The organism is Haloquadratum walsbyi J07HQW2 (assembly GCF_000415985.1).
Classification (GTDB): Archaea; Halobacteriota; Halobacteria; order Halobacteriales; family Haloferacaceae; genus Haloquadratum; species Haloquadratum walsbyi_B.
This window is the reverse complement of sequence record NZ_KE356561.1, coordinates 3102910-3127374: the sequence shown is the minus strand read 5'-3', so window position 1 is coordinate 3127374 and position 24465 is coordinate 3102910. Positions and strand designations below refer to the sequence as shown.

The window sequence follows — 24465 nt, the reverse complement described above, 5'->3', positions numbered from 1 at the left end:
TGTAATCTTGACATTCTCCCGCGCGCCTGAAGACGCGGGAATCCCACGGCACCACTACCGCTGGATTGGGATATGAAGATTCACGACACTGCCTGTTCTTGAGGCTTGAAACAGCCAGCCAGTTTGCTTCTCAAACAGGTACGTCGATGGCTGTGCCAACCAGCCGTTACTCCTCTCACTCTCACCGCCATCCGTGGCGAGACTCGGAGATACTTGTTGTCGAATGTTCTCAGCACCGTTCACATCAGCATTCGCAACCAACTCGCACTCGTCACACACGTACAGTCCACGCTCAACTCGGTTCGCGTCACGTTCGCAACTACATACTGAACACGTTTTGGACGTGTTCTCCTCAGACACACGTTCGACCGAAACACCAGCTTCTTTGGCTTTGTATTCGAGCATGTCGGTAAAGCGGTCGAACGCCCACGAGTGCAAGTTCCAAGTCCAAGTTCCCGTGCAAGTCCAAGTCCAAGTTCCCGTGTTTGCCCTTGCCCCAGTTCTTCGTCGCTCCATCTTCATCCTCGCGGATGCCACTGAGGTCACCGATTGCAATCACACCAACATTCTCGTCTACACATCGTTCAACGATGTGTTTTGAGAGCGTGTGGAAAGAGTGCGTCCGACGATTGGATTTCTTGGCATTCAATCGGACTGTCTCCTCGGATGTAGAATCATCGCAGCGAGCGATATGCTTGCTGTAATAGTAATCATCCTGTTTGAGACAGTTCAACGGGTACAGCTCGGACTTCTGGTCTTCAAACGCGAGGGCAGCGAAGTGACAGATTCCAAGGTCGATACAGACAGTTTTCTCCGTGTTGTTCTCTGAGACAGTCATTTCGACATTGCAGACGATGTGGAGTTCCCACTCATCTCCATCTCGTTGCTTGTTCCAGACGGCTCGGACCTGCTGAACGCTCTCAATCGCAGAAAGGTCAACATCAGACCGTGTTTGGATGTCGCAGAGACTGAAGTCTGACCAGTACTCTTTCAGGTTACCACCTTTGGAGAGTCGGACTTGACCGTTCTTGTTATCGAGTTTGAAGCCAGCGCCTTTGAACGTTACCGTTGAGCGTGGATGCTCGTCGTTGTGTTTGCGGTATGGTATGCTGGTGGATTCGCTTTCATGTCCCCATTCTGGCGTTTCCCGTACCAGCCGTTGAACGCTTCAGAGAGTTCTTCGAGAACTCGCTGAGTTGACTTGACTGCGAGTGTAGGTCATCATAGCGCTCGTGTGTTTTGAGGGACGATTTTAATTCGCCGTCGTTGGGGATGTGGCCTGTTTCGTTCCAGACTCGCCCACTTGTCCAGCGGGCGACGTTCCAGAGTTTACTGGCGGCAAATCCAAGCGAGTCTAGGTCGTCTTGCACTTGTGAGTGGTTCTGGATTGAACCTTTGATGGTGCGTTTGACGACCTGTTTCGCCATACATAATCCGTAATATTCTAATTACCTACTAGTGTCGATTTCGGGTCGCGTGGAATATCCTGCAATGCCGAACAACGGTTGATTGTGTCAGCAGTTGACGGCGCGTATCCACGCCGTAAACGACGTGACGTGGTATTGCGCCTGCTCCGGCTATAAAAATCATCGTATAGCAGGCATATATGAAACATGACAGACGAACGTTCAAGACGACGGACGCCCCACTAATAATTGATTGTGACCGTGAGTTCAACCCCGTCGACACTTCTTCCAGATTCTGATGCTGCCGCCGGCACGCTGCTGACAGTCCCTGGGAGTGTAATTCGGGAGTTTGATCCGGTTGATGTCGTCTCTGATGCAGTTGCTGCGGTCAACCCAGATGTAATTATTCCGGTAGATCCCGACAGTGGTGTTGTTATCCCAGCACTGACCGGCAGTATTGATGTTCCTGTATATCAGCCTGGTCGTGGGATGCTCCCGCAGACAGTCGAAGCAGCAAATGAGAATGTGACGGTTGTTGTTTCTCCGTCGGTTGATTCACTACCAGACGATCCGACATCACTCATCGAAACGGAGCATGGATACGTTGTAACTGATGCTCTCTCATTACGTATCGATCCACATGATCGGCAAACACGCCTCGATGGATTAGAAGCGTACATTGATACTATCGATTCAGCATGGATCGCCGATCATTCATCAGAGAAAGAGGAGGCGAGTGTCGGTTTATCATATCTTTCGACCGGGCTTCGAGCATCATATAATCGTGTTGTATCAACCTCAGATGATCATCACATGTCTATTGCCGGGATTGGTACCTCGCGTGCACGCCTTGGCGTTGGACTCGATGATTCGACACAACCACTGACGGTCGTCTCGGTGTTCCCGAATGGAGCAATCACTACAGAAACAATATCACCAGATCGGTTTGGACTTCGAGGAATAACTGGTGTTAGTGAGACACGTGCTAATCACCTCCGAACAGAAGGATTTGAGACTCGATCAGCTGTTGCTACAGCATCACCACACAAACTCACTACCGTTCCTAGTATCGGTAATAGTACCGCAGAACAAATCCACGCATCAGCTACGGCTGTCACTGATGAAATGGTTGTGTCTACTGGTGATAGGTCACTGCCGACGGGCGATCCGGTGTTCATTGATATCGAAACGGATGGTCTTGCAGCGTCAACAGCATGGCTTATCGGCGTTCTTGATGGGTCAGCATCGTCAGGGAACTATCTTGCATTTCGACAACCAGGTCTCAATACCCCGAGTGCACATCTTGAAGCATTTATGACATGGTTAACAGGGAGTGCTCGTGGGAGACCGGTTGTTGCTTGGAATGGATACGGTTTCGATTTTGATGTTATCCATGAGCAATTACAGAAGCACTGTCCATCGTATCTCGACGACTGGGAAAATCGATATACCTTTGATCCACTGTATTGGGGAAGAACACAGGGAAATGCTGAATTTCCTGGACGAACAAATAAACTTGAACACGTTGCGACGGCGCTTGGATGGGAACCGAAAACGCAGGGAATCAATGGACGGCGCGTTGCTGAGCTCTATGTTGACTGGCGTGAACGCATGACCACTGCCGATAATCCAGAGACTGTATCACCGCCGCCGTGGGATCGTTTAGAGGCGTATTGTGAGGATGATGTTCGCGGACTTGCACGTATTTATGAGGCCTTGAGTGATGCAGACCAAGCACGGACAAATGATGCGTCGCTACAATCGGGATCGGATCGGAATCGGGATCGGGATCGACGATCACGATCATCGGCGTCAACCTCACAGGGGTCATTATCGGATTTTAGCTCATGATAGGAGATGTGAACAGTATTATCGGTGATGATAGAGAGCCTCGCAACCAGTCAGTTGTACTAAACACCTGGTGTCTATTGATCGATCACCAATCAGAGCTATATTATAATATTTCAACATTCAATGTCAAATAACACAGAATCAAACCGATCTGACGATACGACACTCAAATCACAGGAGCACTCTTCTTCTGTTCTCTCTGAAGAGACACTTGCAGAATCATTCCCAAATTATGATGGGCAGATTGTTGAGACACACCGGCTTATGCAGAAGCCAGCACAAACCACGCCAGCAGAAGCAGTTTTACCAGAGTCACTGACAGCACAGATTTCACATGATCTGTTTGAACACCAAGCAGCAGCCCTCGCTGCGCTTGCAGATAATGAAAATGTCGTCGTTACAACATCGACATCATCCGGAAAAACGTGGGTATATGCGCTTCAGATTGCTCGTATGCATCTATACAATCCTGATACAACCGCATTATGTCTCTATCCAATGAAGGCTCTCACACGAGATCAAGAAAGAGAGCTCAATGACAAACTCCGCGATGATTGGGGACTCGATATAAAGATTGGTGTGTATGATGGTGATACACCGACAGACCGCAAGCGAGAGATCCGAGAAAACGCAGATGTTATTCTCACCAATCCTGCAGGATTGAATGTCTATCTTCCGCGACATAACCGTGATGCTGGATGGCGTCGATTTTACGCTAATCTTGATCTTATTGTTGTTGATGAAGCACACGAATACGCCGGTGTCACTGGAACACATGTTGCTTGGATTCTGCGGCGACTCCGTCGGATTGTCCGAACATATGATGCTAACCCACAATTTGTATTGACAACAGCAACAATCGGTAATCCAGCTGATCATGCCCAACGCTTGACTGGTGAATCATTCACTGTTATCGACGAAGATGGGTCCCCCCGAGGAAGCCGAGATATCATTCTTTGGGAACCACCAATCGATTGGGATCAAGTAAGTGATGATGATATTGTTGATGAGCAGACGGAGACAGAGACAGAGACAACAGATCAGTCTCGGTCACCAACACCTAGCAGTGATGATTCTGACCCTGCAGCAGAATTCGAACGTGCCCGCCAGTCAACCGGCTCTGAGGCTGCGCAAGTAACTGCACACCTTGCAAGTCATGATACCCAGACACTGCAGTTTTGCTCGGCTCGACAAGGGACTGAAATCGCAGCGAAGCAAACAGTCGATGCAGCGCGCTCAAATAATAATTTGACTGTCGAACCATACCATGCTGGACTCGGAAAGCGACTTCGTCGCCGGGTTGAGAACGGTTTGAAAGGTGGTCAACTTGACGCAGTGGCAACCACCAATGCGCTTGAACTTGGTATCGATATTGGCTCTGTTGATGCGACAGTCACAGCGGGATACCCTGGCACGAAACAGAGTTTTTGGCAACAGATTGGTCGAGCAGGTCGGGGAACAACGGATGCTCTCTCTGTGCTTGTCAGCGGTGATGATGCGATTGATGCATACATCTTTGATCATCCCTCATATCTTTTCGATGAGACCGTCGAAGATGCTGTGGTTTCAGTTGATAATGAACCAGTGTATGCAGACCACTTACTCGCAGCCGCCGACGAACGCCCATTATCAGATGCAGATATAGGTCTTCTTGGCTCAGATACTCGGCTTCGTGAGACTGTGCAGATGTGGCAGGACGCAGGTGTACTTGAACAGACTGGTCGGCTCGATGGCACCGGTGTTGGATACGCAGGTGACCCTCGTCCACAGGGGCGACTCTCGTTGTATAATACCAGTGGACGTGAGTTCGCTGTGATCTGTGTCGATAATAACGCCGAGATTGATCATGACCCTGTTGCTGCTGAGCGCGCATATCGAGATTATCATGAGGGAGCACTATTTTTGCATGCAGGACAGCAGTATGAGGTTGTTGACGTTGATGCTGAAAGCTCACAACCTCGAGTCCTTGTTAAGCAAACAAACACGGGGCGATACACGCAGACGCTCTCAACGAAGCAAATCACAGAACTCCGCATGCAGGAACATCACTCGCTTGCGGGAGGATATGACCGATACTTTGGTCAGGGAACAGTCAAAATAACATACGATCAATATCTCGTTCGACAGATTAGCACCGGTGAGGTCGTTCGCGGTCCGCTTCCGACTCAGTCGCCACCAATGGAGCTTAACACTGAGTTGATGTGGGTATCACTGCCGTCTGATCATGTCGCCTCGACAATCGAGCGACTTGATGTCCCACTACTATCACCAACTGCTCGTTCGAGCAGCGATACCCGGGTTCCTGATGAAGCAGCGCAGTATACCTATGGCGGGGGAATCCACGCTGCCGAGCATGGGCTAATTCAACTGGCACCACTTGAGTTATTGGTTGATAATAATGATATCGGTGGACTGTCGACGCTGAATCATCCGCATGAGACGGTTTCAGGTCCTGTGTGGTTTATTCATGATGGCATCGATGGTGGGGTTGGATTCACTCGGGCTATCTATGATCATTTTGAGACACTCACTGAACGAACGCGTGACCACATCGCTCAGTGTCGATGTGACCGACGTCGGGGATGCCCAATGTGTATTATGAGCGAAGATTGTGGGAACAATAATGATCCATTAGATAGAGCAACGGGCGAAATTATTCTGAATGATGTATTAGGAGCCATTTAGTCAGGCTACACGGCTAAAGCCGTTGGCTTCCACGCTGCTACTGCTGTGAATATAGACGCAACCCCTGTCGCTGTTTCACATCCAAAATCGCCTCAACACTGAACGAGTATGTTGTGATAGCTCGATTACTATCTTAATCACTCGGGTCCGGACCAGGTCGGTATGAACGACTCACCCGTTTCCATGTTCCAGTGTTGAATCGAGCGCCGTTGAGTATCATGGGGACGACCTTCTCAGCAAGGAGGGCGCCAAGAAGTGCTGTTGATCCAAATGATGTGACAGTTCCAGCCCATGCGATTGGTAGTGCAACGACATAGAGTCCGGTAAGCGTCGTTAGAAATGGAACGCGTGTGTCGCCGGCACCGCGAAGAACGCCTGTTACGGATCCGTCAATGCCGGTTGCGATTGCACTCAAAGCGGCGACACTAACAAATGTCGCTGTCAGTGCAACAGCATCTACACCAACGAACACACTTGCGATTGGGCGAGCGAATGCAACGACGATGCTCGTCGCTCCGAGATAGATAATAAATGATAATAGCGTAATTTCTCGACCATAATCCGTTGCAAGCGACTCATTCCCACCACCAAGTGCCTGCCCAACAAGGGTAGAGGAGGCTATCGAGAATCCCCAAGTAAAACTATTCAAAAGCTCTCGAATCTGGCGAGCAACGCCGACTGCCGCCACTGTCACGGGACCGAATGTGGACGCAATCGCAAGCAGTGGAAAGACGACAATCCCCTGTGCAACTCGGCGAGCAATGAGTGGTGCTGACACTTCGATAACCTCACGGGTGAGATCCAACTCTAGTGTCGCCGTGTGATCAATCGAAATTGGACATGCAGTCCAACTATTGTCGTTTCGTCCTGTTAATCCCCATCCGAAGGCAATTGCGACAACGGCGGTTGCAATTGTTGTTCCAAGTGCTGCTCCAACGACACCGAGTCCGGTCCCGAAAACCAACACAATACTCAGAATAATATTCAATACAGCACCGGTTGCGCGAAATAACATTGGCGTTACTGTATCACCGACTCCAGCATACGTTCGAGACCCGATCATATTGATGCCCTCAAAAAAGAGACCGGGGGCAACGACGGCAAGATACGCCGCTCCAAGTGAAACCACAGCCGGATTTTCCTCGACGAGCGCAACGAGGTCCGTAGCAGCTAATACAAACGCTGGGACGACGATGATACCGATTCCAATTGAGAGAATGAAACTAATATACACGACGGTCGTCGCGCGATCTGTTCGGTCCCCACCATAATTCTGTGATACTAATGAGAGTGTCCCGCCTGCAAGACCAATGAATATGAATTTTGCCACCATCCAGAATGCATTTGCAATGGTTAATCCAGCGACTGCATCCGTGCCAACAGCAATCCCGACAATGGCAAGATCAACGGTTCGTTTTGACATAATCGCAAATCCGGTGATGATGCGTGGCCATGCAAGGTCAACGGTCGCTCGAAGTCGGGTTTGATCAATGACACCTGCTCGGTCGAGCAGTGTTGCAAGGAATATACCGATAGGGGTGAGTGTGCTTACAATCCAGTGGCTGTTGGTCGAAGTGTTCTCTGTTGACCCGATTGATGAATCATCAGTATCTCCGGATTTCGTCGTTGATTTGTCTGTGTTCGTTGATACTTTATTATCGACCACTACATCAGGATCAGATGAGTCGTCCGTTAGGCGTGCGTCATCCTTTCTGGGTTCGTCTCCAGTTTGTTCTCGGTCGTCGTCATCCACGTCGGTCACGCTCCAAGAACTGAAACAAGCGTTTCATATGTATCGCGAGTCCACCCAGCAGCGGTCTCAACCGTATTCCACCCATCACGCGTATCAAGATTTTCTACGGTGGTAACAATGTGTGTCTGCTGGCAGACTGTTGGCGACGGCGACCCACACAGTGACACGACAGGCGTTGTTCGGCGTTCCCATGCAAGAGTCCATGGACGGTCAGGTTCAAACCGCACGTATTTTGTTGCTGCTGTCGTTGTGTCGATCTCTGTTATCGGGAGCCGTTGACGACCAGCAGCGTTCGTTGCATCGACAATCGGTGTACTATCTACTGGTACGGCGTCAATTCGATCTGCAATATCAACAAACTGAGAGAGACCAGGACTTGTCCATGTTAGTGTCACATGTGAAGCAAATGTTTCGACGTTGACAGGCGGTGTTGTCTCAATCTGTCGAGGAATATCACCAGACGATGCTGTTCGCATTGCTCATACTACATGCTGGAGTAGAAAGAGTGCCCCGCTTTTTAGACATGGAGCGGTCTGATCAAAATTCAACACCACGGTTATACATTTGTTACCGCATAGTTTGAGTAATGAAAATAATGGTGTATGGTCCACTTCGGACTGCTGCCGATAATAAAGTGCTCACACTCCCCACAGAATCTAGCACGAATGATAGCGACGAACATATCTCGTGTGATAACACGAATACTGTATCCGTAACATCTGATCATGGAGCCACTGATACGTCGACAGCCTCAAAAAATCCTCCAGAAACAGTGAGCGAGTTGATTACGATGATCGCTGATGCATATCCACAGACAAGATCACATCTGCTTGACTGTGAGGAGAAGATTCGACCAAGTGTCCGTGTCGTTGTTGATGGTGATAAAGCATCATTTGAGTCCCAGCTTGATTCATCGGCGGACATACAATTGTTTCCGGCGATGCGTGGTGGAAGTGGCTGTACGGTCACAAAATACGACTCATGATTTCCCAGTAAGTATATCAATTACAGGCCAAGGAGATGCTGATTGAGGTCGAGGTCGAGGTCGTGGTGAAAACTTCAGTCGTATTTGTCAAGGACTGTCTCAGCGAGTCCAACTGATTCAAGTAGATCAATTGGTGTAAGCATCGATAATTGGACAACACCAGGTAGGCGTGCGATCTCAACACCACCGCTAAACGTACATCGAGCACGGATCTCTCCTTCGTCGATTCCAAACAGATTACTCGCACGATCAAAAGCATTCTCTGTTGCATCATTGATCGTAGCACCCGACCCGATAAGCTGTATTGGTGCCGCATCCGTGAGGTCCACGTGATATTCCTCAGCAAGATTTGCTCCCGCATCACGCTCATCATCAGTGTATGGCTTCGCGATGTGGGGCAGGTCTGCTTCATTCGGCAACAGAATCGGTCCATCAAGAGCAAGATCTTTGATGACTTCAACTTCGAGTTCTGTCCGTCCGCTTACATCCGTTGTGTGTAATGAAAGTTCGCCGTCACCTTGGTTCGCATGTAAATCGCCAACGTACAATCCTGCACCCTCTACCTGAACCGGACAAATAAGCGTTGCACCTGGTCGAACATCATTCGAGTCAAGATGACCATCTGTCCGTGCTTCGAGTGCTGTTTCATCATCGAGGCCCCAATCGTGCTCTGCACCAATGAGGAACTGTCCAAAGTCACCAGCATTGTGTGAATCCGGAAGTTCGACGTGTGGTGTTGTTCCGATATTGCCAATAAATGGCGCTAATCGACCGAGTGCTCCTGGCATCTCATCAGGCTCGTATAGAAGAATTGGATGCTGTTGAGAGTTCTCTGGGAGTGCCATTGCTTCTTCAGCACGTGTTGCAAGATCATGAGCACCCTCTTCACCTACTGTGATACCAACACTATGATCATCATCAAAGGCAACAGTGTATCCATATTCAAATCCAAATGAAGATGCATTCGCGCCACACTCTACACATCGAATCGCATCCTCACCTGTCCCATCAATAGTCGTTTCAGGCCACTCAGCCCCGCATTCTGGACAACGATGGTCAACAAATGGATCATCGCCGAAAGCATCATCACGTTCAGCCATACTTCCGGTACTTGTGGCGACACTTGTTACGTCAACATCATTGATATGAACAACAAGTGCATCACCTGGCTCAGCATTTTCAACACCAATCGGGCGTGTTACCTCGTGACCACCGCGGAATGATGGAGTTATCATTGGACCCCAGCATCCTGCCGGTGTGTGTGTCTTAATTGTCCCACCATCAGCAACCGTTCCAGCCCACTCACGGTCGGGACCAACTAATCCAGGAGTGAATGCATCTACTTCCAAAATATCATGTATCTGCTCGGACATCGATATCTTATAGCACAGCTACTGACAAGATTCTATCGGCAATAAAAGATCAATCGGATGGCATCACATGGACACTACAACGAAGGCTATCGGCTTCATTTAGGATTATAGCCGTCGGCTGTCACTCCGAAGTTTGTTTGTAAGTGATCCTTCGAAGCATCGAAACCGAAGTTCGTATATCAGCGGCTGAGTCATATCACGAAAAGATGATTTCAGTGAGCGTTATTGGGTGTGGGCATATGGGAAAAGCACTATTAGAGGGTCTTGCCACGGGTGGAGAATACCGAACAATTGGCTATGATGTTAATCCAACAGTACTTGCGGGTGTCGAATCATATTGCAATCAAACGACGACTGACACTGATGCAATAGTGGATTCCGATATTGCCGTATTAACAGTCAAGCCGGAGATTGTCCCCACAGTGCTCGCTGAGATTGACCTTCGCGCCGAGCAAACGCTTGTTACAGCAGCCGCGGGCGTTGAGCGATCATTTGTCAGCAATCGAACTGACGCGACGGTCGTTCGACTTATGCCAAATCTTGCAGCAAGTCTTTCTGAGATGGCTGCTGCTGTTGCTTGGGATGAGCCCGACCCCAATGTTGAGACAATGCTTGCTGATCTTGGATCGTATGTGGTGATCAACGAAGCACAAATGAATGTCGCAACAGCGCTCAATGGAAGTGGACCAGCGTTCGTGTATTATCTCATCCAAGCGATGCAGACGCGAGCGGTCAACGAAGGGTTAGATAGATCAGACGCACAGACACTCGCAATTCAGACATTTATTGGAGCGGCTAAGATGGTCCGAGCTGCTGATGAGTCAATTGAATCTCTCATTGATGCTGTCTGTTCACCGAATGGCACAACAATTGAAGGAATGAATGTATTATTTGACAGCGATGTCGACACTGAAATCGGTGATGCACTGACCGCGGCAACCGACCGATCGGCTGAACTTGCAGCTGAGGTTGATCATGAGTGAGCGAGAAGGCACTGGCGAGGAATCAGACCATCCTATCACTGAGACAGCGGAGCAGACTGCATCGCAGACTTCCAAATCCACGCAAATGTCTGTTCCACAAACAATAGTTGATGACGCACGTCATGCCGCTGCGACAGCGGATCGTGTTATTATCAAAGCCGGGACAAATTCCCTGACAGATGCAACCTCTAATCTTGACGACGAAAAGCTAGACAAACTCGTTGATGATATCGCTGACCTCGTCGAACGTAATAAAGAGGTTATCCTTGTTTCCTCAGGAGCAATTGGTGCCGGGAAAGGACGAGTGGGGTACGCCGCAGATGATACAGTCGAAGAATCACAGGCACTGTCAACGATTGGACAGAGCCACCTCATGCGGCGATACACTGAGAGTTTTGAGCGATATGGGTTGACGGTCGCACAAATCCTCATCACCGATCATGATCTAGAAGACATGGAACGATTCACGAATTTCAAAAATACGATTGAGACACTTCTCTCATGGAATGTTATCCCAATCATCAATGAGAATGATGCAGTCGCCACAGAGGAGATTCGCATTGGGGATAATGATATGCTTTCATCCTCGCTTGCAATTGGGACCGAGAGTGATCTTCTTGTGACACTGACTGATGTTGGCGGTGTCTACACTGGAAATCCAAAACAGAATGATAATGTGACACGAATCAATGCTGTTGGTACCAATTACGATGAGGTCGAATCAATTATTGAGACCAGCTCTGAGAGTAAATTCGGTGGTATTCAAACCAAAGTACGAGGTGCTCGTGCAGTGAGCGAACATGGTATTCCAGCAATCATTGCTCGTTCAACAGAGTCTGATGTACTTCAACAAATTGTAACAGAGACCTCAGTTGGAACTATTTTCATTCCAGTCGATGATCAAAACAATACTGAGATAGATTAATACGCGATATCTAGTATAACTGAATAGATATTACAAATAATAGATACATAACATAAACCAACGCAGAATCAAACATACTAACAGAGACGATCAAATACATGACTAACTCCAGTAAGACAGACTCTCAGGCAGCACAGAAACGCAATCAGCGGTATAATGATAAAACTGCAGAGGAAAAGGTAGCCGATGCGCAGGCAGCAGCTCTTGCGCTCTCAAATCTCTCAACAGCGCGTCGTAATGAAGCACTCACAGCAATCGCAGATACAATTGAAGCAAATACAGATCGGATTCTTGAAGCTAACGCGGCTGATGTTGCTGATGCTGAAAAGCAAGTTGAAGCCGGAGAGTACACACAGGCGTTTGTTGATCGATTAATGCTGTCGGAATCAAAAATTGAAAGTATTGCTGAAATGGTTCGCAGTGTTGCCGAGCAAGATGACCCACTTGGTGAGACACTTACAGCAAGGAAGCTTGATGCCGATTTAGATCTATATAAAGTGACCGTCCCTATTGGTGTCATCGGGACCGTGTTTGAATCTCGTCCTGACGCGTTGGTTCAAATTTCAGCACTCAGTATAAAATCTGGGAATGCCGTGATACTGAAGGGTGGAAGCGAAGCCGCACGGTCGAATCAAGTATTATATGAGTGTATTCTCGAAGCAACGCCGGCAGTGCCGTCAGGATGGGCACAACTGATTGAGGCGCGTGAGGATGTCCAAACACTTCTTGAAATGGACGATGCCGTTGATTTAATTATGCCCCGTGGAAGTTCCTCGTTCGTTCAATACGTTCAAGATAACACGAGTATTCCGGTGCTAGGTCATACTGAGGGGGTATGTCATGTATATGTTGACTCTAAGGCTGATCTTGAGATGGCAACGGCAGTTGCATATGATGCGAAAGTCCAGTATCCTGCCGTATGTAACGCCGTCGAGACGCTTGTTATTCATGAATCGGTTGCGACATCGTTCCTGTCTCAAATGATTGAACAATATCAAGACGCTGGAGTTGAACTCCGTGGTGATGAGCGCACTCAATCAATTGTCGCCACTGAATTAGATACCGATACAGAGATTATTGCTGCGACAGAAGATGATTGGACAACAGAGTATGGTGATCTCATTCTCTCAATCGCAGTTGTCGACTCACTCACTGACGCGATTGATCATGTCAATATGTATGGATCAAAGCACACCGAATCAATCATCACGAAGGATGATAGCCGGGCTGGGCAGTTCATGCGTGCGGTTGATGCTGCAAGTGTGTTTCACAATGCCTCGACGCGTTTTGCTGATGGATTCCGATTCGGGCTTGGTGCAGAGGTTGGAATCAGTACCGGGAAGATTCATGCCCGCGGACCAGTTGGACTCGACGGATTGACCACATATAAATACCATCTCGAAGGGGACGGTCAACAAGTCGCAGCATACACCGGTTCGGACGCGAAGTCGTTCGATCATACCGAATTCAATGGGACATGGTCACCAACAAATGATACATAGACCGTCTCATCACCAGGTATTAAACTAACAAAAAGCAGATCTTCCGCAGTTAGAGATGTATTGCCTGGAAATTACTATAACTTCGACTTCGTCTTCGACTTCGTCTTCGACTTCGTCTTCGTCTTCGTCTTCGTCTTCGTCTTCGTCTTCGTCTTCGTCTTCGTCTTCGTCTTCGTCTTCGTCTTCGTCTTCGTCTTCGTCTTCGTCTTCGTCTTCGTCTTCGTCTTCGTCTTCGTCTTCGTCTTCGTCTTCGTCTTCGTCTTCGTCTTCGTCTTCGTCTTCGTCTTCGTCTTCGTCTTCGTCTTCGTCTTCGTCTTCGTCTTCGTCTTCGTCTTCGTCTTCGTCTTCGTCTTCGTCTTCGTCTTCGTCTTCGTCTTCGTCTTCGTCTTCGTCTTCGTCTTCGTCTTCGTCTTCGTCTTCGTCTTCGTCTTCGTCTTCGTCTTCGTGTTCGTCTTCGACTTCGTCTTCGAGTTCGAGTATTATTGCGTTAGCTTTTCACTGAACGTTTCGCGAACTTTCTCAACTTTCGGCTGTGCATGCATTCGACAGTATGCATCTGCTGGATTCTTCTCGAAATAATCTTGATGATACTCTTCAGCCGACCAGAATTTTTCAAGCGATTCGATCTCAGTGACAACTGCATCATCATAATGATCACCGAGTGCTTCGATATATGCCTCAGCCGTTGCTCGTTGTTCAGCATCGTGTGTGAGGATGATTGATCGATACTGCGTACCAACGTCTGGACCCTGTCGGTTCAGTTGCGTTGGATCATGCGTTGCAAAGAAAACCTCCAATAATTCACTGTATTCAATTTTTGTCGGATCATACTCAATCTGCACGACTTCGGCATGGTCTGTCGTTCCTGAACAAACTTGTTTGTATGTTGGATTCGCGACATCGCCACCAGCATAGCCTGAGGTGACTGTCTTGACGCTGTCAAGTTCTTTCATTGCAGCCTCAGTGCACCAAAAGCAGCCACCGCCAACAGTTGCTGTTTCACTCATACACAATAATTAGGTCTAGAGAGCAATGTAGTTGACGCGAACACAATATGGGGTTCATTGATAAGTAACTAGCCGGAAGGTAACTGACTATGTTTTTTTACGTGTCCATTTTTGAAGGGTAAAGCCAGGATATTCTCGTGTCGATATGAGCGTCCACGCGTCCTCATCCCACTCTGGATAATAGCTATCACCCTCATACACCCCTGGGACTCGAGTAAGCACCATTCGGTCGATATGCGGCTGGAATAAACTGTATATCGCAGCCCCACCGAGGATATAGACAGTTTCTGCACCAGTTTGTCTACTGATTGCAATGGCGCTGTCAATATCTGGCGCATGAGTAACGGTTTTAGGACTAAAATTTTCCTTCTGTCTTGATAAAACAATCTGTTGGCAACCAGGAAGGTTCACTCGCATCGATTCATATGTCCGTCTACCTATGACGACTGGGGACCCAGAAACTCGGTCGCGATACTGCTGTTTGTCTGCAGGAAGGCTCTCCCATGGAAGATCGCCATGATGACCAATCACATGGTTATCCGCAAGCGCAGCAACAGAAGTGAATTCCATTTTCCTCATCATCAATCACGCATGCGGTATGAAAACACTCGCGAATCCATCTCAAAACTGCGAGGAGATTGAAATTAGATATATAAGTTGTCATAATAGAATCCAGATTAAAAATAATCAATCGAATTGAGTCTTAGTTGGTGGTTTGATTCGCTGTCGAGCGAGCAACCCTGCGGCGAGGAGTAAACACACTGCAAGTCCCCCAAATGCAATCTCATAGCTACCGTACGTTGCAACGATACCGACGTATGCGGGTCCGACTGCATTTGCACCAAGAAAAAGGGCGCGTGCGGCGCCGAGATCCGCACCCATGTCGTCATTTGGAGCCCCGTCAAGAATAATTGCATCTGCGAGCGGGAAGCCGGTTTTATATCCGATCGCGAGAACTGAAGTGACAATCCAGATATATATCGGGGTAGAAACAAATGTCACCGCAGTGAGTGCAACGGCTGCAATCAGTAGTCCACTGATCGCGATTCCGATTCGAGAAAATCGGTCGCCAAGCGTTCCAGCGCTGGGTTTAATCACAAGTCCAACAATGAAAATGAGTGCGAATGTGAGACTTGCAAGCTCTGCTGAGAAATCTTTTGTCCGTGTCAAATATATCGGATAGAAATTAATCACACCGCCAACCATGAAATAAAATAACGCAAATGCAGTGAGCGTCTCTCGCTGTCGAGGATGTTGCACGAGCCTACCAACCGTCCCTCCAATATCAAGCGTCGTCCGTTCGATTGTGTAGCTTTCACGATTCATAATCATATAGCATATCGTCAATACTCCTAGCACAATCGCGACCGGGAGAAACGGTGTTCGCCATGATGCATATGTTACAGTTACTGTTGCGACACCAGCAGCTGCGATGCCGCCGATATCTGTTCCAGCCGCATAGATTCCAAGTGCACGACCACGGTTCGTAGTAAATAAATCAGAAAGAAGTGCTCGTGAGGGGATTGAAAACAGTCCCTTGCCGACTCCAGTGACAACTGCAGCGAGGACAAACATTCCGAGCCCGCCAACGACGTCAAATAAACTGAATCCAACAACGAGTACAGTGAAAGCAGGCACAATGAGTGTTGCACGCGTCCATTGATCTGAGAATTCTCCACTCGGATACTGTGTTACCGCATATACTACCTGAAACGCCGCAAGGACGATACCAGCCGTCGCCTCTGTAATCGCTAAATCTGTAATAATAGCCGGTAGTAAGGGCGAAAGTAGCATTCGACCGAATTGCAACACAGCCCATCCAAGCGATACCGTTGCAAGCATGCGTGTCGCATACTGGTCATGAACATCCGCACTCACGTGTCGTTGATCATTGAATCAATGATTCCGTTCAAAATGATCATCATATACATGTTGATTCGATAATATGATTTGGCAAATTGGATCGACAGACTAGAGATTTGATTGACCAGATCCACCGTCAATTGGGATTGCAACACCATCAAGATATGTCGATACAGGTGAAGAGAGGAATGCAACGGTACGACCTAACTCCATTGGGTCACCAACTCGACCAATTGGGATTCCATCTGCCCACTCTTTGAGCCCAGCTTCATAACTATCATGATCACCACGTTCGACGCCCTGCTCGACTAATTCCTCAATCCGTGGTGTTTCATGCGTGCCTGGTAAAACAGCATTCGCACGAATATCTGGGGCGAGTTCTTTTGAAAGAGTTTTTTCAAGTCCAATAACGCTCATTCGAACTGCATTCGAGAGAACGAGTCCATCAATTGCCTCTTTGACGCTTGCGGAAGTGATGTTTACAATCGTTCCATGATCACTCTCTGTGAGATATTCTTCTGCGGCGCGAACAGCTCGGACAACACTCATGACAAGCAGATCAAACGCATCATACCACTCCTCATCCGTTGTTTGGAGAAATGGTTTCGAAGGGGGACCTCCAGCAGATAACACAAGATGATCAAGCCCGCCAAATTCTGCAATCGGGCGTTCAACGAGAGCAGCGACATCATCGGGATCAGTGAGGTCGCCTGCATGGCCCACGACGCTTGCGGTATCGGCTGCAGCCTCACTTACCTCCTCAACAGCCGAATCAAGTCGATCCTGATCGCGTCCGTTCAAAACGACATTGGCGCCCTCAGATGCAAGAACGCGTCCAGAAGCCTTTCCAAGCCCACTACTTGAGGCAGTCACGAGCGCAACATTATCGGTGAGTTCAAGATCCATTGACCTATATCCATCCTACCAGGGAGTCAATAAAATGGTTGCGTGGTCAGTTTATTGTATAAAAACAGTGATATAAATCAGTCAGTGTAGTATTAGTTTGTACTAACTGATAAATATTGTATTTTGGGTATCATCATATTGATAGGATAACGCGAAGTGAGCATACTACTACATTTAATTTTTATTTTTGGATGCGTTATATTATTATTTCAATGTGTAACTAGCATTATCTTCTGATGAAGAACAGACAGTGCAACCATATGTTACTATAACTGTCGTATAACTGCTTAGCAACGAAAATGATGCTCTCAGAAAGCGGGAGGCTTACAGTCGGTCGTCCTCGATTCCACCGGGATCGGTCGCCGTGTCAAAGAGGTTATTCTCCGCACCTTCAATAATATCATCGCCAGGTTGTGAATCATCAACAATATTCACATTATATGCATCAATCCCCATCGTGAGAAGGTCCTCAACTGCTTGTTCTTCGGTCACAAATTCTTCTGCGACTAGCTGTTCAAACTCAGTCAATAATTCGTCCGGCAGCGTCACTTCAACAGTTGGCATTGCAAGTTATATTGTTCTCCCGATACTTGAGTGATAGGGTAGTGAGTTCAATTCTACTTTTCATTATTCAATCACATATTACAGATGCCCAGACGATTTTTGATATCAGGAGCTGCGATTCTATAATACGCTATTCGTTTGGCGCTAATGTGCCTAGTATAGCTCCCAGAATCCGGATCCCATGTTCACGTAGTGGGAGTGATTTTAGCTAATCTGATGAATGCACAATATGATCACCCTTGAGGACACGAAAATGTTCGCCAACAGTTGCCGCCAAATCTGGATAATGTGTCGAGACGGTGACCTTGATGCCATCAGCAGCGAGTTTTTCAGTAACTGTGCAAACCCACGAACACCATCATCATCACCCCCGACGCTTGGTTCATCAGTCTTGACATCCTCCTCCGAGTTCACTCGGAGGAATCCTGAGCGTGAGCGTTGGAGATTACAGGGTTGCAATCCCACCCCACCCCACCCCACCGAACCCTGACATGGCGAGAATCCGTGTGCATGTGCATGTACATGTAGGGTTCGCGGACTGTGGCGGGGAGAGTGTAGTGTAGTGGGACAGGACTGTTGGCGCTGGGAGTGCCAAGCTCCCGGTACTCCTCTCTTCTCTTCGGTCAGATATGGGCTTCCAGAGGTGGGTTTGGTTGGGTTTGCCTCGGGAACTCCAGCAGACTTCGACAGACTTGGAGTTACTTGCTTGTACTTGCCAGCAGTCGGGCAGGGCAGGGCACTGCACTGCATCGGGTCAGTATCGGAACCGACTGTTCACCAGAGTGGGTTCGATTACTGCTTGGTTGCTTGGCTTGGGGCGGGCTGACCGCCATCATCGGACTACGGCACAATCATTCTGGTCTCGCCTGTTTCCTACGTAGTTTGAGGGTCGCCCACGAATTAACACGACTACGACTGATGAGAACTCTCAGAGTGGTCATCGAAGTTGGAGTTGGAGTTGGAGTTGGAGTTGGAGAGTCGCCCGGTTGTCGGATTCATTTTGTCCTGTCCCGTCCTGCGGCTCAAGCCGCAGGGATTCTCCTCGAATATCTATAAAACCGTCATCCCGCCTCTCGACACACGGAGAGTAACCGCTGAGAGTCATTGGATTCGCTCGCCAATCGGGCGGTTGATGAGCGATACTTACCGATCGTGGTAGGCGCTCTTCGGTTGCAGGTGCAGATGGAAGACAGATACTAGCAGTAAACCGTGTCAAGTTACAAGCAGACCACTTGACCCTCACTGCAGATGTAGGGGTAGTCTCTAGAGGGCATAACTTTCATGCTATCCGAAAGCAGGGAATTGATTCAGATGCGCGATTTGCATTGACTATTGGACGAGGTGATGGAACCAATGGGACACATGATGGTGTAGTTGAGTATCAAACACTTGTTGCGCACTGTCATCGTCACCCGGGAAGTGGTGCATTTGATATCCTCAGTGAGAGGGTGACTTCGAGAGGGTATCGCGCAAAATCACATATCAGCAACATTGATACGATGATTAGTCTCTAGATACACTGAGATTTCGTGTCGGACCCCCACATTCCGGACATGCCTCTGGTTGATGATCAGCGGTTATACGATTACCACACTCAACGCATTCATACAGATATGGTGACTCCGCTGATGCAAGTCCAACGTACATACCGACGACTGTTTCATGTGATTCCGAGAGTGCACCAGTAAGATCAGTCACGGATATGATACCAGCAAATCGCTTTGAACCATCGTCATGTTGCTCAACAACAACTCTCTTGACACCGTGAGTTTCCATAGTATCGACTGCTTGCTGTACGGTCGCATCATACGTAACAGAAATAACTGGTTGTGTCATCACCTCAGTAACTGTCGTCTCCTCAGGACTCTGTATTGTGCGAATGCCACTAACAATGTCTGTCTTTGTGACAATCCCAGCAGGCTCTTCGATAAGAACGGAGCCGATATCTTCATCCAACAGCACCTCTGCAGCATTAACAATAGATGTATCACCACTAACCGACTGGACTGGTGTTGACATCAATTCTGTGACTGGTTGTGTGAGTGATGTTGTCATCTATGCATATATTCACACTACATGTATGAATATTATTGCATTATTAATAGCTCAATTTTACCATAGATTGCCGTAGCGATACTCAAGGATTATGCTTGTTCTACAGATATCAAGGCGAGTGCCTCGGGGTCGGGGGTCGGGAGTCGGGAGTCGAGGGCTTGTCCCCGAGGTACTTCAGCAGAGCGCCACGGGCGCCAAAGACCCTTGTAGATGCACCGATTATATGTTCTATATATATGCGTCCAAACAACGCCGCCGCTGACCCATCAACACTGAGTGATGAGCTTCCAGATGCGCCAACTGGATGGCAGCGAAGTGATGCGACTGGCGGGATTATTGAGTATCGATATGCAGGAGATGACGGTGTCTGTGCAGTTGCAAAACTGAGTATCCGCCCTGATTTACTTGGCTCCGATGCAGTTCGCGTTGATCCGAAGCGTGGGTGCAGCAGTGGTGAAACGCGATACTATGAGTCAGTTGATGCTGCCGTAGATGGTGTGACAGCTGAACTACGTCGTGTGTCAGATTTGATTACCGAAGACTCAGCCAGTCACTCTGAGACGATATCAACAGATCACCCTGACTCCGGAACAGTAGCTGAATTGAATTAAGCGGTCATAATAGTACTTTTGAATAGGGGTACAATTTCATCTTCATGAATCACGTCCCTGACACTGCTGTCGAAGCAATTGATACATTTGGGAGGTCACGTCTCTTCGGAAATCCAAAACAGGTTGATGAGAAGCTTCGAGAAGACCTTTCAATTAAAATCAGACCGATGAGAGACGTGTCGGTGCCAATTACGGAGGTGTCTAGAGATGCGAGTGATAGTGACCGTCACAGACATACTAACTCGAATCATGGATCAAATACTGACACAGTACACTGCCGATATGAGACTGTACATACTCACACACCGTCGATACTTCGTGATCGCGGGTCATTTGTAACAACGATTGTTGATGCAATCGATTCACGACTTAGATCTTGGGGAATTGACCCACCAACAGCATACAGCTACACTAACACGATTGACGGGATTCACTGGTATGAAGGTCGTCTTGAACCTCGATAATTATCAAGAAGATCATATTGTGTCTCAATAGAACTTCGACAGTCATTATATCAGCCTGATAGTATTTTTATCACTGACAGCACGAAAAGGTATCACCAGTCAGTGTGAGAATCTTGATATGAATAATATTCCACTGATAACTGAACTCGCTGTTTCGCTCCGATTTGTTCTCGGTATTGTTGCAGCCGCTGTTGCAACGATTGTAATGAATTATATCATGACAGAGCTTCCTGAGGGGAACACACCACCGCAGGTCGCCGCTGGTGTGTTGACGATGTTACGACCTGAGGATGCTCCCAGTCGACTCGCAACAACTGTGCATTATCTTGCTGCTATACTAACCGGTCCACTATTCGTATGGCTTATTTTTACTATTGAAGCACTTCTCAGTGATACAGCATTATCGGTTGCTGTTTCCGCGATTGTTCTATATACCCTCATGATTGGATTCTTTATCATTGTTGTTCTGCCACAATCGCGTGTCTCAGCATCACGTGTGAATACAATTCGTCGTGATTGGGCACTTGCCGCAGGGGGATATCTTGGGGTGCTTGTGCCATTGATTGGTGGAGTCTCGCTGTTATTATCGTGACATAGTGCAGTGGTGTTATCTGTATATCGCGATAGGAAGTGGAAGTTGAGACTACAAGGGGTTTCGCGGGCGCGATACGTGGTTTCGACCGAATCGACGAGCGGAACCTGCTTCAGATTGCTCTCCAAACGGGTATTCTTGTTCTGTTGTCAACAAATTCGGAGCGTTTCCGAGATTTCGGGTAGTGTAGCCACTCAGACGCCGCTCTCTCGATGAGCCATACTGATCGATCGATTCTCCCTCGGTATTCACAACTGCTGATTCCGTATCGCTTGGTTCGTCGTCGAGAACATTCTTCAAGAGAGCGCAGAAGCGCCACTTGTCACCGTAGTCGTAGAGGTAAGGATGCGGTCGTACTGTTGGAGGCTCACTGTTGAGCCATCTCACCAAGCGTCACCTCGCCAGCATTCTCCAGTCGCTCAGCTCGAAGTTCCGGACCACCACTCAGTTGCTCGTATTCCTGTGGGCACTGATACTTGACCTCGCTATCCAAGTAATCCTCGTCGTCCCCGATGAACCAGAGATGACTCTGGTTGAGACCGACTGCAGGGTTGATCGCGGGACTGGAATTCAGCAATCGTTCTGTCAGCACCGACAACAATGTCCCGTCACAGCGATGTCGGATCGAGGGTGAATTTGATCCGGAAGCGGTACGCGGTCATCCTTGCCTCTCCATTCCCGTGGCAAAAAGCGTGAGATTATCGATTCTCAATACTCGTCATAGGTGAGTCTACGCAGTCAATCAATCATCGATACGCTGCGATATCTCGATAGGCATGTAGTAGCCGATCTCATCAATCCCCGTTGAGAGCCATCCGTCAGCGGTCTGGTTAGTAATCTTCCCAGCATTGATCGCCGCGAGGAGCACGCCGACCGACCCGGCAACGGTCACGCCCTGTTCTCTCGCAAATGACCGGGCATCCCCATCATCGGTCAGCGATCGACTGTGCGTCTGCGAGGGCGAACGCCCGTGCTTCACCGGGATCGAGATGGTTACTGACAACAGTCTTTCTGTTTGCGACTGTGTCCGAAATCGTCGCGACTGGAATCTCATCGTTGAGTGTATCGAGTGCTGTCTGGAGATACGAATGATCAGCAACGCCGTGTTCGAGTTCCTCGCGAACGACCGGCACTGTACAGGTTCCGGACAGTCCTGCAACCAACCCACAATCGGTCGATGTACGCAAAATTCGAGAGGACAATCGTGTTCAGGACACTCGGATTCGCTGGAATGTCATCGTCTGTCATTTTGCAGGCGATTCCTCAGTCTCCGAGTTCTCATCCTCAAATTCGAGTCCGCTCGCTGCCTCTACCTCGGAGGCTGCGTCATCTTCATCAACGAGTCCGAACCGGAGTTCGACGCCGTGCTCACGGAGGAGATCACGCATCGTCCAGCGATCGACATCGGCAACTCGCGCAGCATCACCGAGTGTGATTCGTTCGCGTTCGTAGAGCGCAACTGCAGCCGCAATGCGCTCATTTTCGTGGTCCGCGAAGTATTCACGGACGAACTCGTGCAACGCATTGCTCTTGCCTCCGAACACGCCAGCCTCGATGAGTAGATTGAGGTCATCCGGATAGGAGCCAGTGATTCGAGCCATTTGTCTATCCAACTACGTTTTCATACTATGTATGAACTGCACCAGAGTGGCGTATGGATCGAGAAGAGTAGTCTCAACTACTGATAGGAAGAAATCTATATCGCGATATACGGTTTATCTAAGACATTCCCATCAGACACAACGAACTGATTATCAAAAATGCAAGAGTACAACACCGCGCCCTTCACGATGGGGAGGACGTCAAGAACCAATCTCATCTCTAAAACATTGAAGCCGTTCAGATCAAGTCCTATTACCGGGCATAACGGTTCTACACGTAGCCTCTTCTAAGACATCATTACAAAACGATGTATGCACCGAATATGTCGGTATGTGCTTTCATGAGTATATTTCCGTAATATTGCGGGTGAGTATTCAATGATATAGGGTCAAAGTATCATTTGTTGAGGATGCGGTCATTGATAGATATCCGTCGTGAGCTGACGGTTTACGAGACCACACGGATACGCTTCTATAGTGGTGATCTCCAGCAATCGCTTACTACCATACTTTGAACACATATTTCATTCACACAGCACACGCACCCAATCTAATGAGTAATCAACATATGAATCTAGAATCAACTCTCGAAGAAGACACAGAGTCACGAAAGCAAGCACACACTCAATCATCACCAACAGAGAGAACATATCACTGTGCACTTTGTGAACAGGAGTTTGCACCTCATCAATTAGTTACAGTATCGACAAGTCTAAGTGATGATTCTCTTTGTTCACACTGTGCTGACTCATTATTCGATGAGTTTGAACAAGATCAGCTGAATGCTCAAGAGGAGTCGCACAGTCCTGATAGTACTAAAGACCAATATCAAGTATCGGATACGGATACGGTGAGTTCATCCACAATCACTGAGGATAATATGCCGGTCAATACAGGTGTATCTAATCAGTCCCAACATGCATCTGCTGTTTCATGGACACCTTCAGATGTTAGTGCGAATGGTGGGGTTCTTGGGACAGTCATTTCCATTCACTCTCTTTCATTATCACTACTATGGGCGATTCATCGCACAAATGTGCGTCTGATTGAACGATTCTTCGATGAGGTTGATGTTCAGATGATAACTATTCTCTGGCTTACCCTCTCAACGGCTTTGATGATGGTGGCGACACTGACATAATTCTCTTTAGAGAGAACAGATGCTGATGTGACGACCTTTAGCGACTCATTAATCCAATTCAGAACCGAGATCTGGGGGTATCTCTCAGAGGTCACATAGTCAGTGTACCACGTCTTGATCAGACATAGCATATACAGCTACGCAAGTGAGATCACAGCTAAAATTATAGTATAAATCAAATAACGCTATATAGAATTC

22 protein-coding genes and 3 pseudogenes are annotated in these 24465 nt (G+C 48.2%); 12 read left to right on the top strand and 13 right to left on the bottom strand.

Annotated elements, in window-relative coordinates; translation table 11 throughout:
• Positions 1 to 80 precede the first annotated feature (80 nt).
• Positions 81 to 1427: pseudogene (locus tag J07HQW2_RS14635) on the bottom strand (RNA-guided endonuclease InsQ/TnpB family protein).
• A 240-nt stretch (positions 1428 to 1667) separates the two neighbouring features.
• Between J07HQW2_RS14635 and J07HQW2_RS14630 the strand changes: the two are divergent.
• Together J07HQW2_RS14630 and J07HQW2_RS14625 are read left to right on the top strand one after the other, a co-directional pair.
• Positions 1668 to 3257: a ribonuclease H-like domain-containing protein gene (locus J07HQW2_RS14630; protein WP_303704214.1), complete on the top strand. Its 1590-nt coding sequence runs from the start codon at positions 1668 to 1670 to the stop codon at positions 3255 to 3257.
• A 123-nt stretch (positions 3258 to 3380) separates the two neighbouring features.
• A complete protein-coding gene (locus J07HQW2_RS14625) occupies positions 3381 to 5942 on the top strand; it encodes a DEAD/DEAH box helicase (protein ID WP_021056378.1) in 2562 nt (853 codons plus the stop codon).
• A 133-nt stretch (positions 5943 to 6075) separates the two neighbouring features.
• On the opposite strand, the gene J07HQW2_RS14620 is transcribed toward J07HQW2_RS14625, so the two are convergent.
• A complete protein-coding gene (locus J07HQW2_RS14620) occupies positions 6076 to 7497 on the bottom strand; it encodes an MATE family efflux transporter (protein WP_048075721.1) in 1422 nt (473 codons plus the stop codon).
• A gap of 203 nt (positions 7498 to 7700) precedes the next feature.
• Positions 7701 to 8171 (bottom strand): hypothetical protein, encoded by a 471-nt coding sequence (locus tag J07HQW2_RS14615; protein ID WP_021056376.1) that lies wholly within the window; start codon positions 8169 to 8171, stop codon positions 7701 to 7703.
• A 110-nt stretch (positions 8172 to 8281) separates the two neighbouring features.
• Between J07HQW2_RS14615 and J07HQW2_RS14610 the strand changes: the two genes are divergently transcribed.
• Positions 8282 to 8680, top strand: coding sequence for a MoaD/ThiS family protein (locus tag J07HQW2_RS14610; RefSeq protein WP_021056375.1), 399 nt, complete (start codon positions 8282 to 8284; stop codon positions 8678 to 8680).
• 74 nt (positions 8681 to 8754) lie between these two features.
• Here the strand turns inward: J07HQW2_RS14610 and J07HQW2_RS14605 are convergent, their stop codons facing one another.
• Positions 8755 to 10053 carry an acetamidase/formamidase family protein gene (locus tag J07HQW2_RS14605; RefSeq protein WP_021056374.1) on the bottom strand — a complete coding sequence of 433 codons (1299 nt, stop codon included), beginning with the start codon at positions 10051 to 10053 and terminating at the stop codon, positions 8755 to 8757.
• A 206-nt stretch (positions 10054 to 10259) separates the two neighbouring features.
• Between J07HQW2_RS14605 and proC the strand changes: the two genes are divergently transcribed.
• The 4 genes from proC (at position 10260) to J07HQW2_RS19070 (ending at position 14042) form a co-directional block, all read left to right on the top strand.
• A complete protein-coding gene (proC, locus tag J07HQW2_RS14600; protein ID WP_021056373.1) occupies positions 10260 to 11036 on the top strand; it encodes a pyrroline-5-carboxylate reductase in 777 nt (258 codons plus the stop codon).
• Between the two features lie 85 nt (positions 11037 to 11121).
• Complete coding sequence (proB, locus tag J07HQW2_RS14595) at positions 11122 to 11961, top strand: glutamate 5-kinase (protein WP_048075720.1); 840 nt, start codon at positions 11122 to 11124, stop codon at positions 11959 to 11961.
• A gap of 98 nt (positions 11962 to 12059) precedes the next feature.
• On the top strand, positions 12060 to 13463 hold the full coding sequence (locus J07HQW2_RS14590) for a glutamate-5-semialdehyde dehydrogenase (protein WP_021056371.1): 1404 nt from the start codon (positions 12060 to 12062) through the stop codon (positions 13461 to 13463).
• A gap of 60 nt (positions 13464 to 13523) precedes the next feature.
• Complete coding sequence (locus tag J07HQW2_RS19070) at positions 13524 to 14042, top strand: hypothetical protein (protein WP_303704210.1); 519 nt, start codon at positions 13524 to 13526, stop codon at positions 14040 to 14042.
• Here J07HQW2_RS19070 and msrA read toward each other — a convergent pair.
• The 5 genes from msrA to J07HQW2_RS14565 all read right to left on the bottom strand — a co-directional run bounded on the left by msrA (position 13943) and on the right by J07HQW2_RS14565 (position 17803).
• Entirely contained in the window at positions 13943 to 14470 is a 528-nt protein-coding gene (msrA, locus tag J07HQW2_RS14585; protein ID WP_021056369.1) for a peptide-methionine (S)-S-oxide reductase MsrA, read from the bottom strand. The genes J07HQW2_RS19070 and msrA overlap by 100 nt on opposite strands.
• Before the next feature lie 87 nt (positions 14471 to 14557).
• On the bottom strand, positions 14558 to 15040 hold the full coding sequence (locus J07HQW2_RS14580; RefSeq protein ID WP_021056368.1) for a dihydrofolate reductase: 483 nt from the start codon (positions 15038 to 15040) through the stop codon (positions 14558 to 14560).
• A 117-nt stretch (positions 15041 to 15157) separates the two neighbouring features.
• Entirely contained in the window at positions 15158 to 16312 is a 1155-nt protein-coding gene (locus J07HQW2_RS14575; RefSeq protein ID WP_021056367.1) for an MFS transporter, read from the bottom strand.
• A gap of 129 nt (positions 16313 to 16441) precedes the next feature.
• Entirely contained in the window at positions 16442 to 17239 is a 798-nt protein-coding gene (locus tag J07HQW2_RS14570; RefSeq protein ID WP_021056366.1) for an SDR family oxidoreductase, read from the bottom strand.
• Positions 17240 to 17563: 324 nt separating this feature from the next.
• On the bottom strand, positions 17564 to 17803 hold the full coding sequence (locus J07HQW2_RS14565) for a DUF7120 family protein (protein ID WP_021056365.1): 240 nt from the start codon (positions 17801 to 17803) through the stop codon (positions 17564 to 17566).
• 1232 nt (positions 17804 to 19035) lie between these two features.
• Between J07HQW2_RS14565 and J07HQW2_RS14560 the strand changes: the two genes are divergently transcribed.
• Positions 19036 to 19317, top strand: a complete 282-nt coding sequence (locus J07HQW2_RS14560; protein WP_021056363.1) for a hypothetical protein — start codon at positions 19036 to 19038, stop codon at positions 19315 to 19317.
• Here J07HQW2_RS14560 and J07HQW2_RS19650 read toward each other — a convergent pair.
• Positions 19307 to 19858, bottom strand: a complete 552-nt coding sequence (locus J07HQW2_RS19650) for a rubrerythrin-like domain-containing protein (protein WP_021056362.1) — start codon at positions 19856 to 19858, stop codon at positions 19307 to 19309. The genes J07HQW2_RS14560 and J07HQW2_RS19650 overlap by 11 nt on opposite strands.
• 236 nt (positions 19859 to 20094) lie before the next feature.
• Between J07HQW2_RS19650 and J07HQW2_RS14550 the strand changes: the two genes are divergently transcribed.
• The 3 genes from J07HQW2_RS14550 (at position 20095) to J07HQW2_RS14540 (ending at position 21525) form a co-directional block, all read left to right on the top strand.
• Positions 20095 to 20469: a hypothetical protein gene (locus tag J07HQW2_RS14550; protein ID WP_021056361.1), complete on the top strand. Its 375-nt coding sequence runs from the start codon at positions 20095 to 20097 to the stop codon at positions 20467 to 20469.
• Between the two features lie 44 nt (positions 20470 to 20513).
• The gene (locus J07HQW2_RS14545) at positions 20514 to 20933 is read left to right on the top strand and encodes a hypothetical protein (protein ID WP_021056360.1); all 420 of its coding nucleotides are present in this window, start codon (positions 20514 to 20516) and stop codon (positions 20931 to 20933) included.
• A 118-nt stretch (positions 20934 to 21051) separates the two neighbouring features.
• Positions 21052 to 21525, top strand: coding sequence for a hypothetical protein (locus J07HQW2_RS14540; RefSeq protein ID WP_021056359.1), 474 nt, complete (start codon positions 21052 to 21054; stop codon positions 21523 to 21525).
• Between the two features lie 219 nt (positions 21526 to 21744).
• On the opposite strand, the pseudogene J07HQW2_RS20120 reads toward J07HQW2_RS14540, so the two are convergent.
• The 3 genes and pseudogenes from J07HQW2_RS20120 to J07HQW2_RS14525 form a co-directional block, all read right to left on the bottom strand.
• Positions 21745 to 22127: pseudogene (locus J07HQW2_RS20120) on the bottom strand (hypothetical protein); the annotation flags it as partial.
• A 144-nt stretch (positions 22128 to 22271) separates the two neighbouring features.
• A pseudogene (locus J07HQW2_RS20115) lies at positions 22272 to 22773 on the bottom strand (twitching motility protein PilT).
• On the bottom strand, positions 22770 to 23126 hold the full coding sequence (locus J07HQW2_RS14525; protein WP_021056355.1) for a UPF0175 family protein: 357 nt from the start codon (positions 23124 to 23126) through the stop codon (positions 22770 to 22772). The pseudogene J07HQW2_RS20115 and the gene J07HQW2_RS14525 overlap by 4 nt, the downstream one beginning before the upstream one ends.
• Positions 23127 to 23679: 553 nt before the next feature.
• Between J07HQW2_RS14525 and J07HQW2_RS14520 the strand changes: the two genes are divergently transcribed.
• Positions 23680 to 24267 (top strand): hypothetical protein, encoded by a 588-nt coding sequence (locus J07HQW2_RS14520; protein WP_021056354.1) that lies wholly within the window; start codon positions 23680 to 23682, stop codon positions 24265 to 24267.
• Positions 24268 to 24465: the final 198 nt, after the last annotated feature.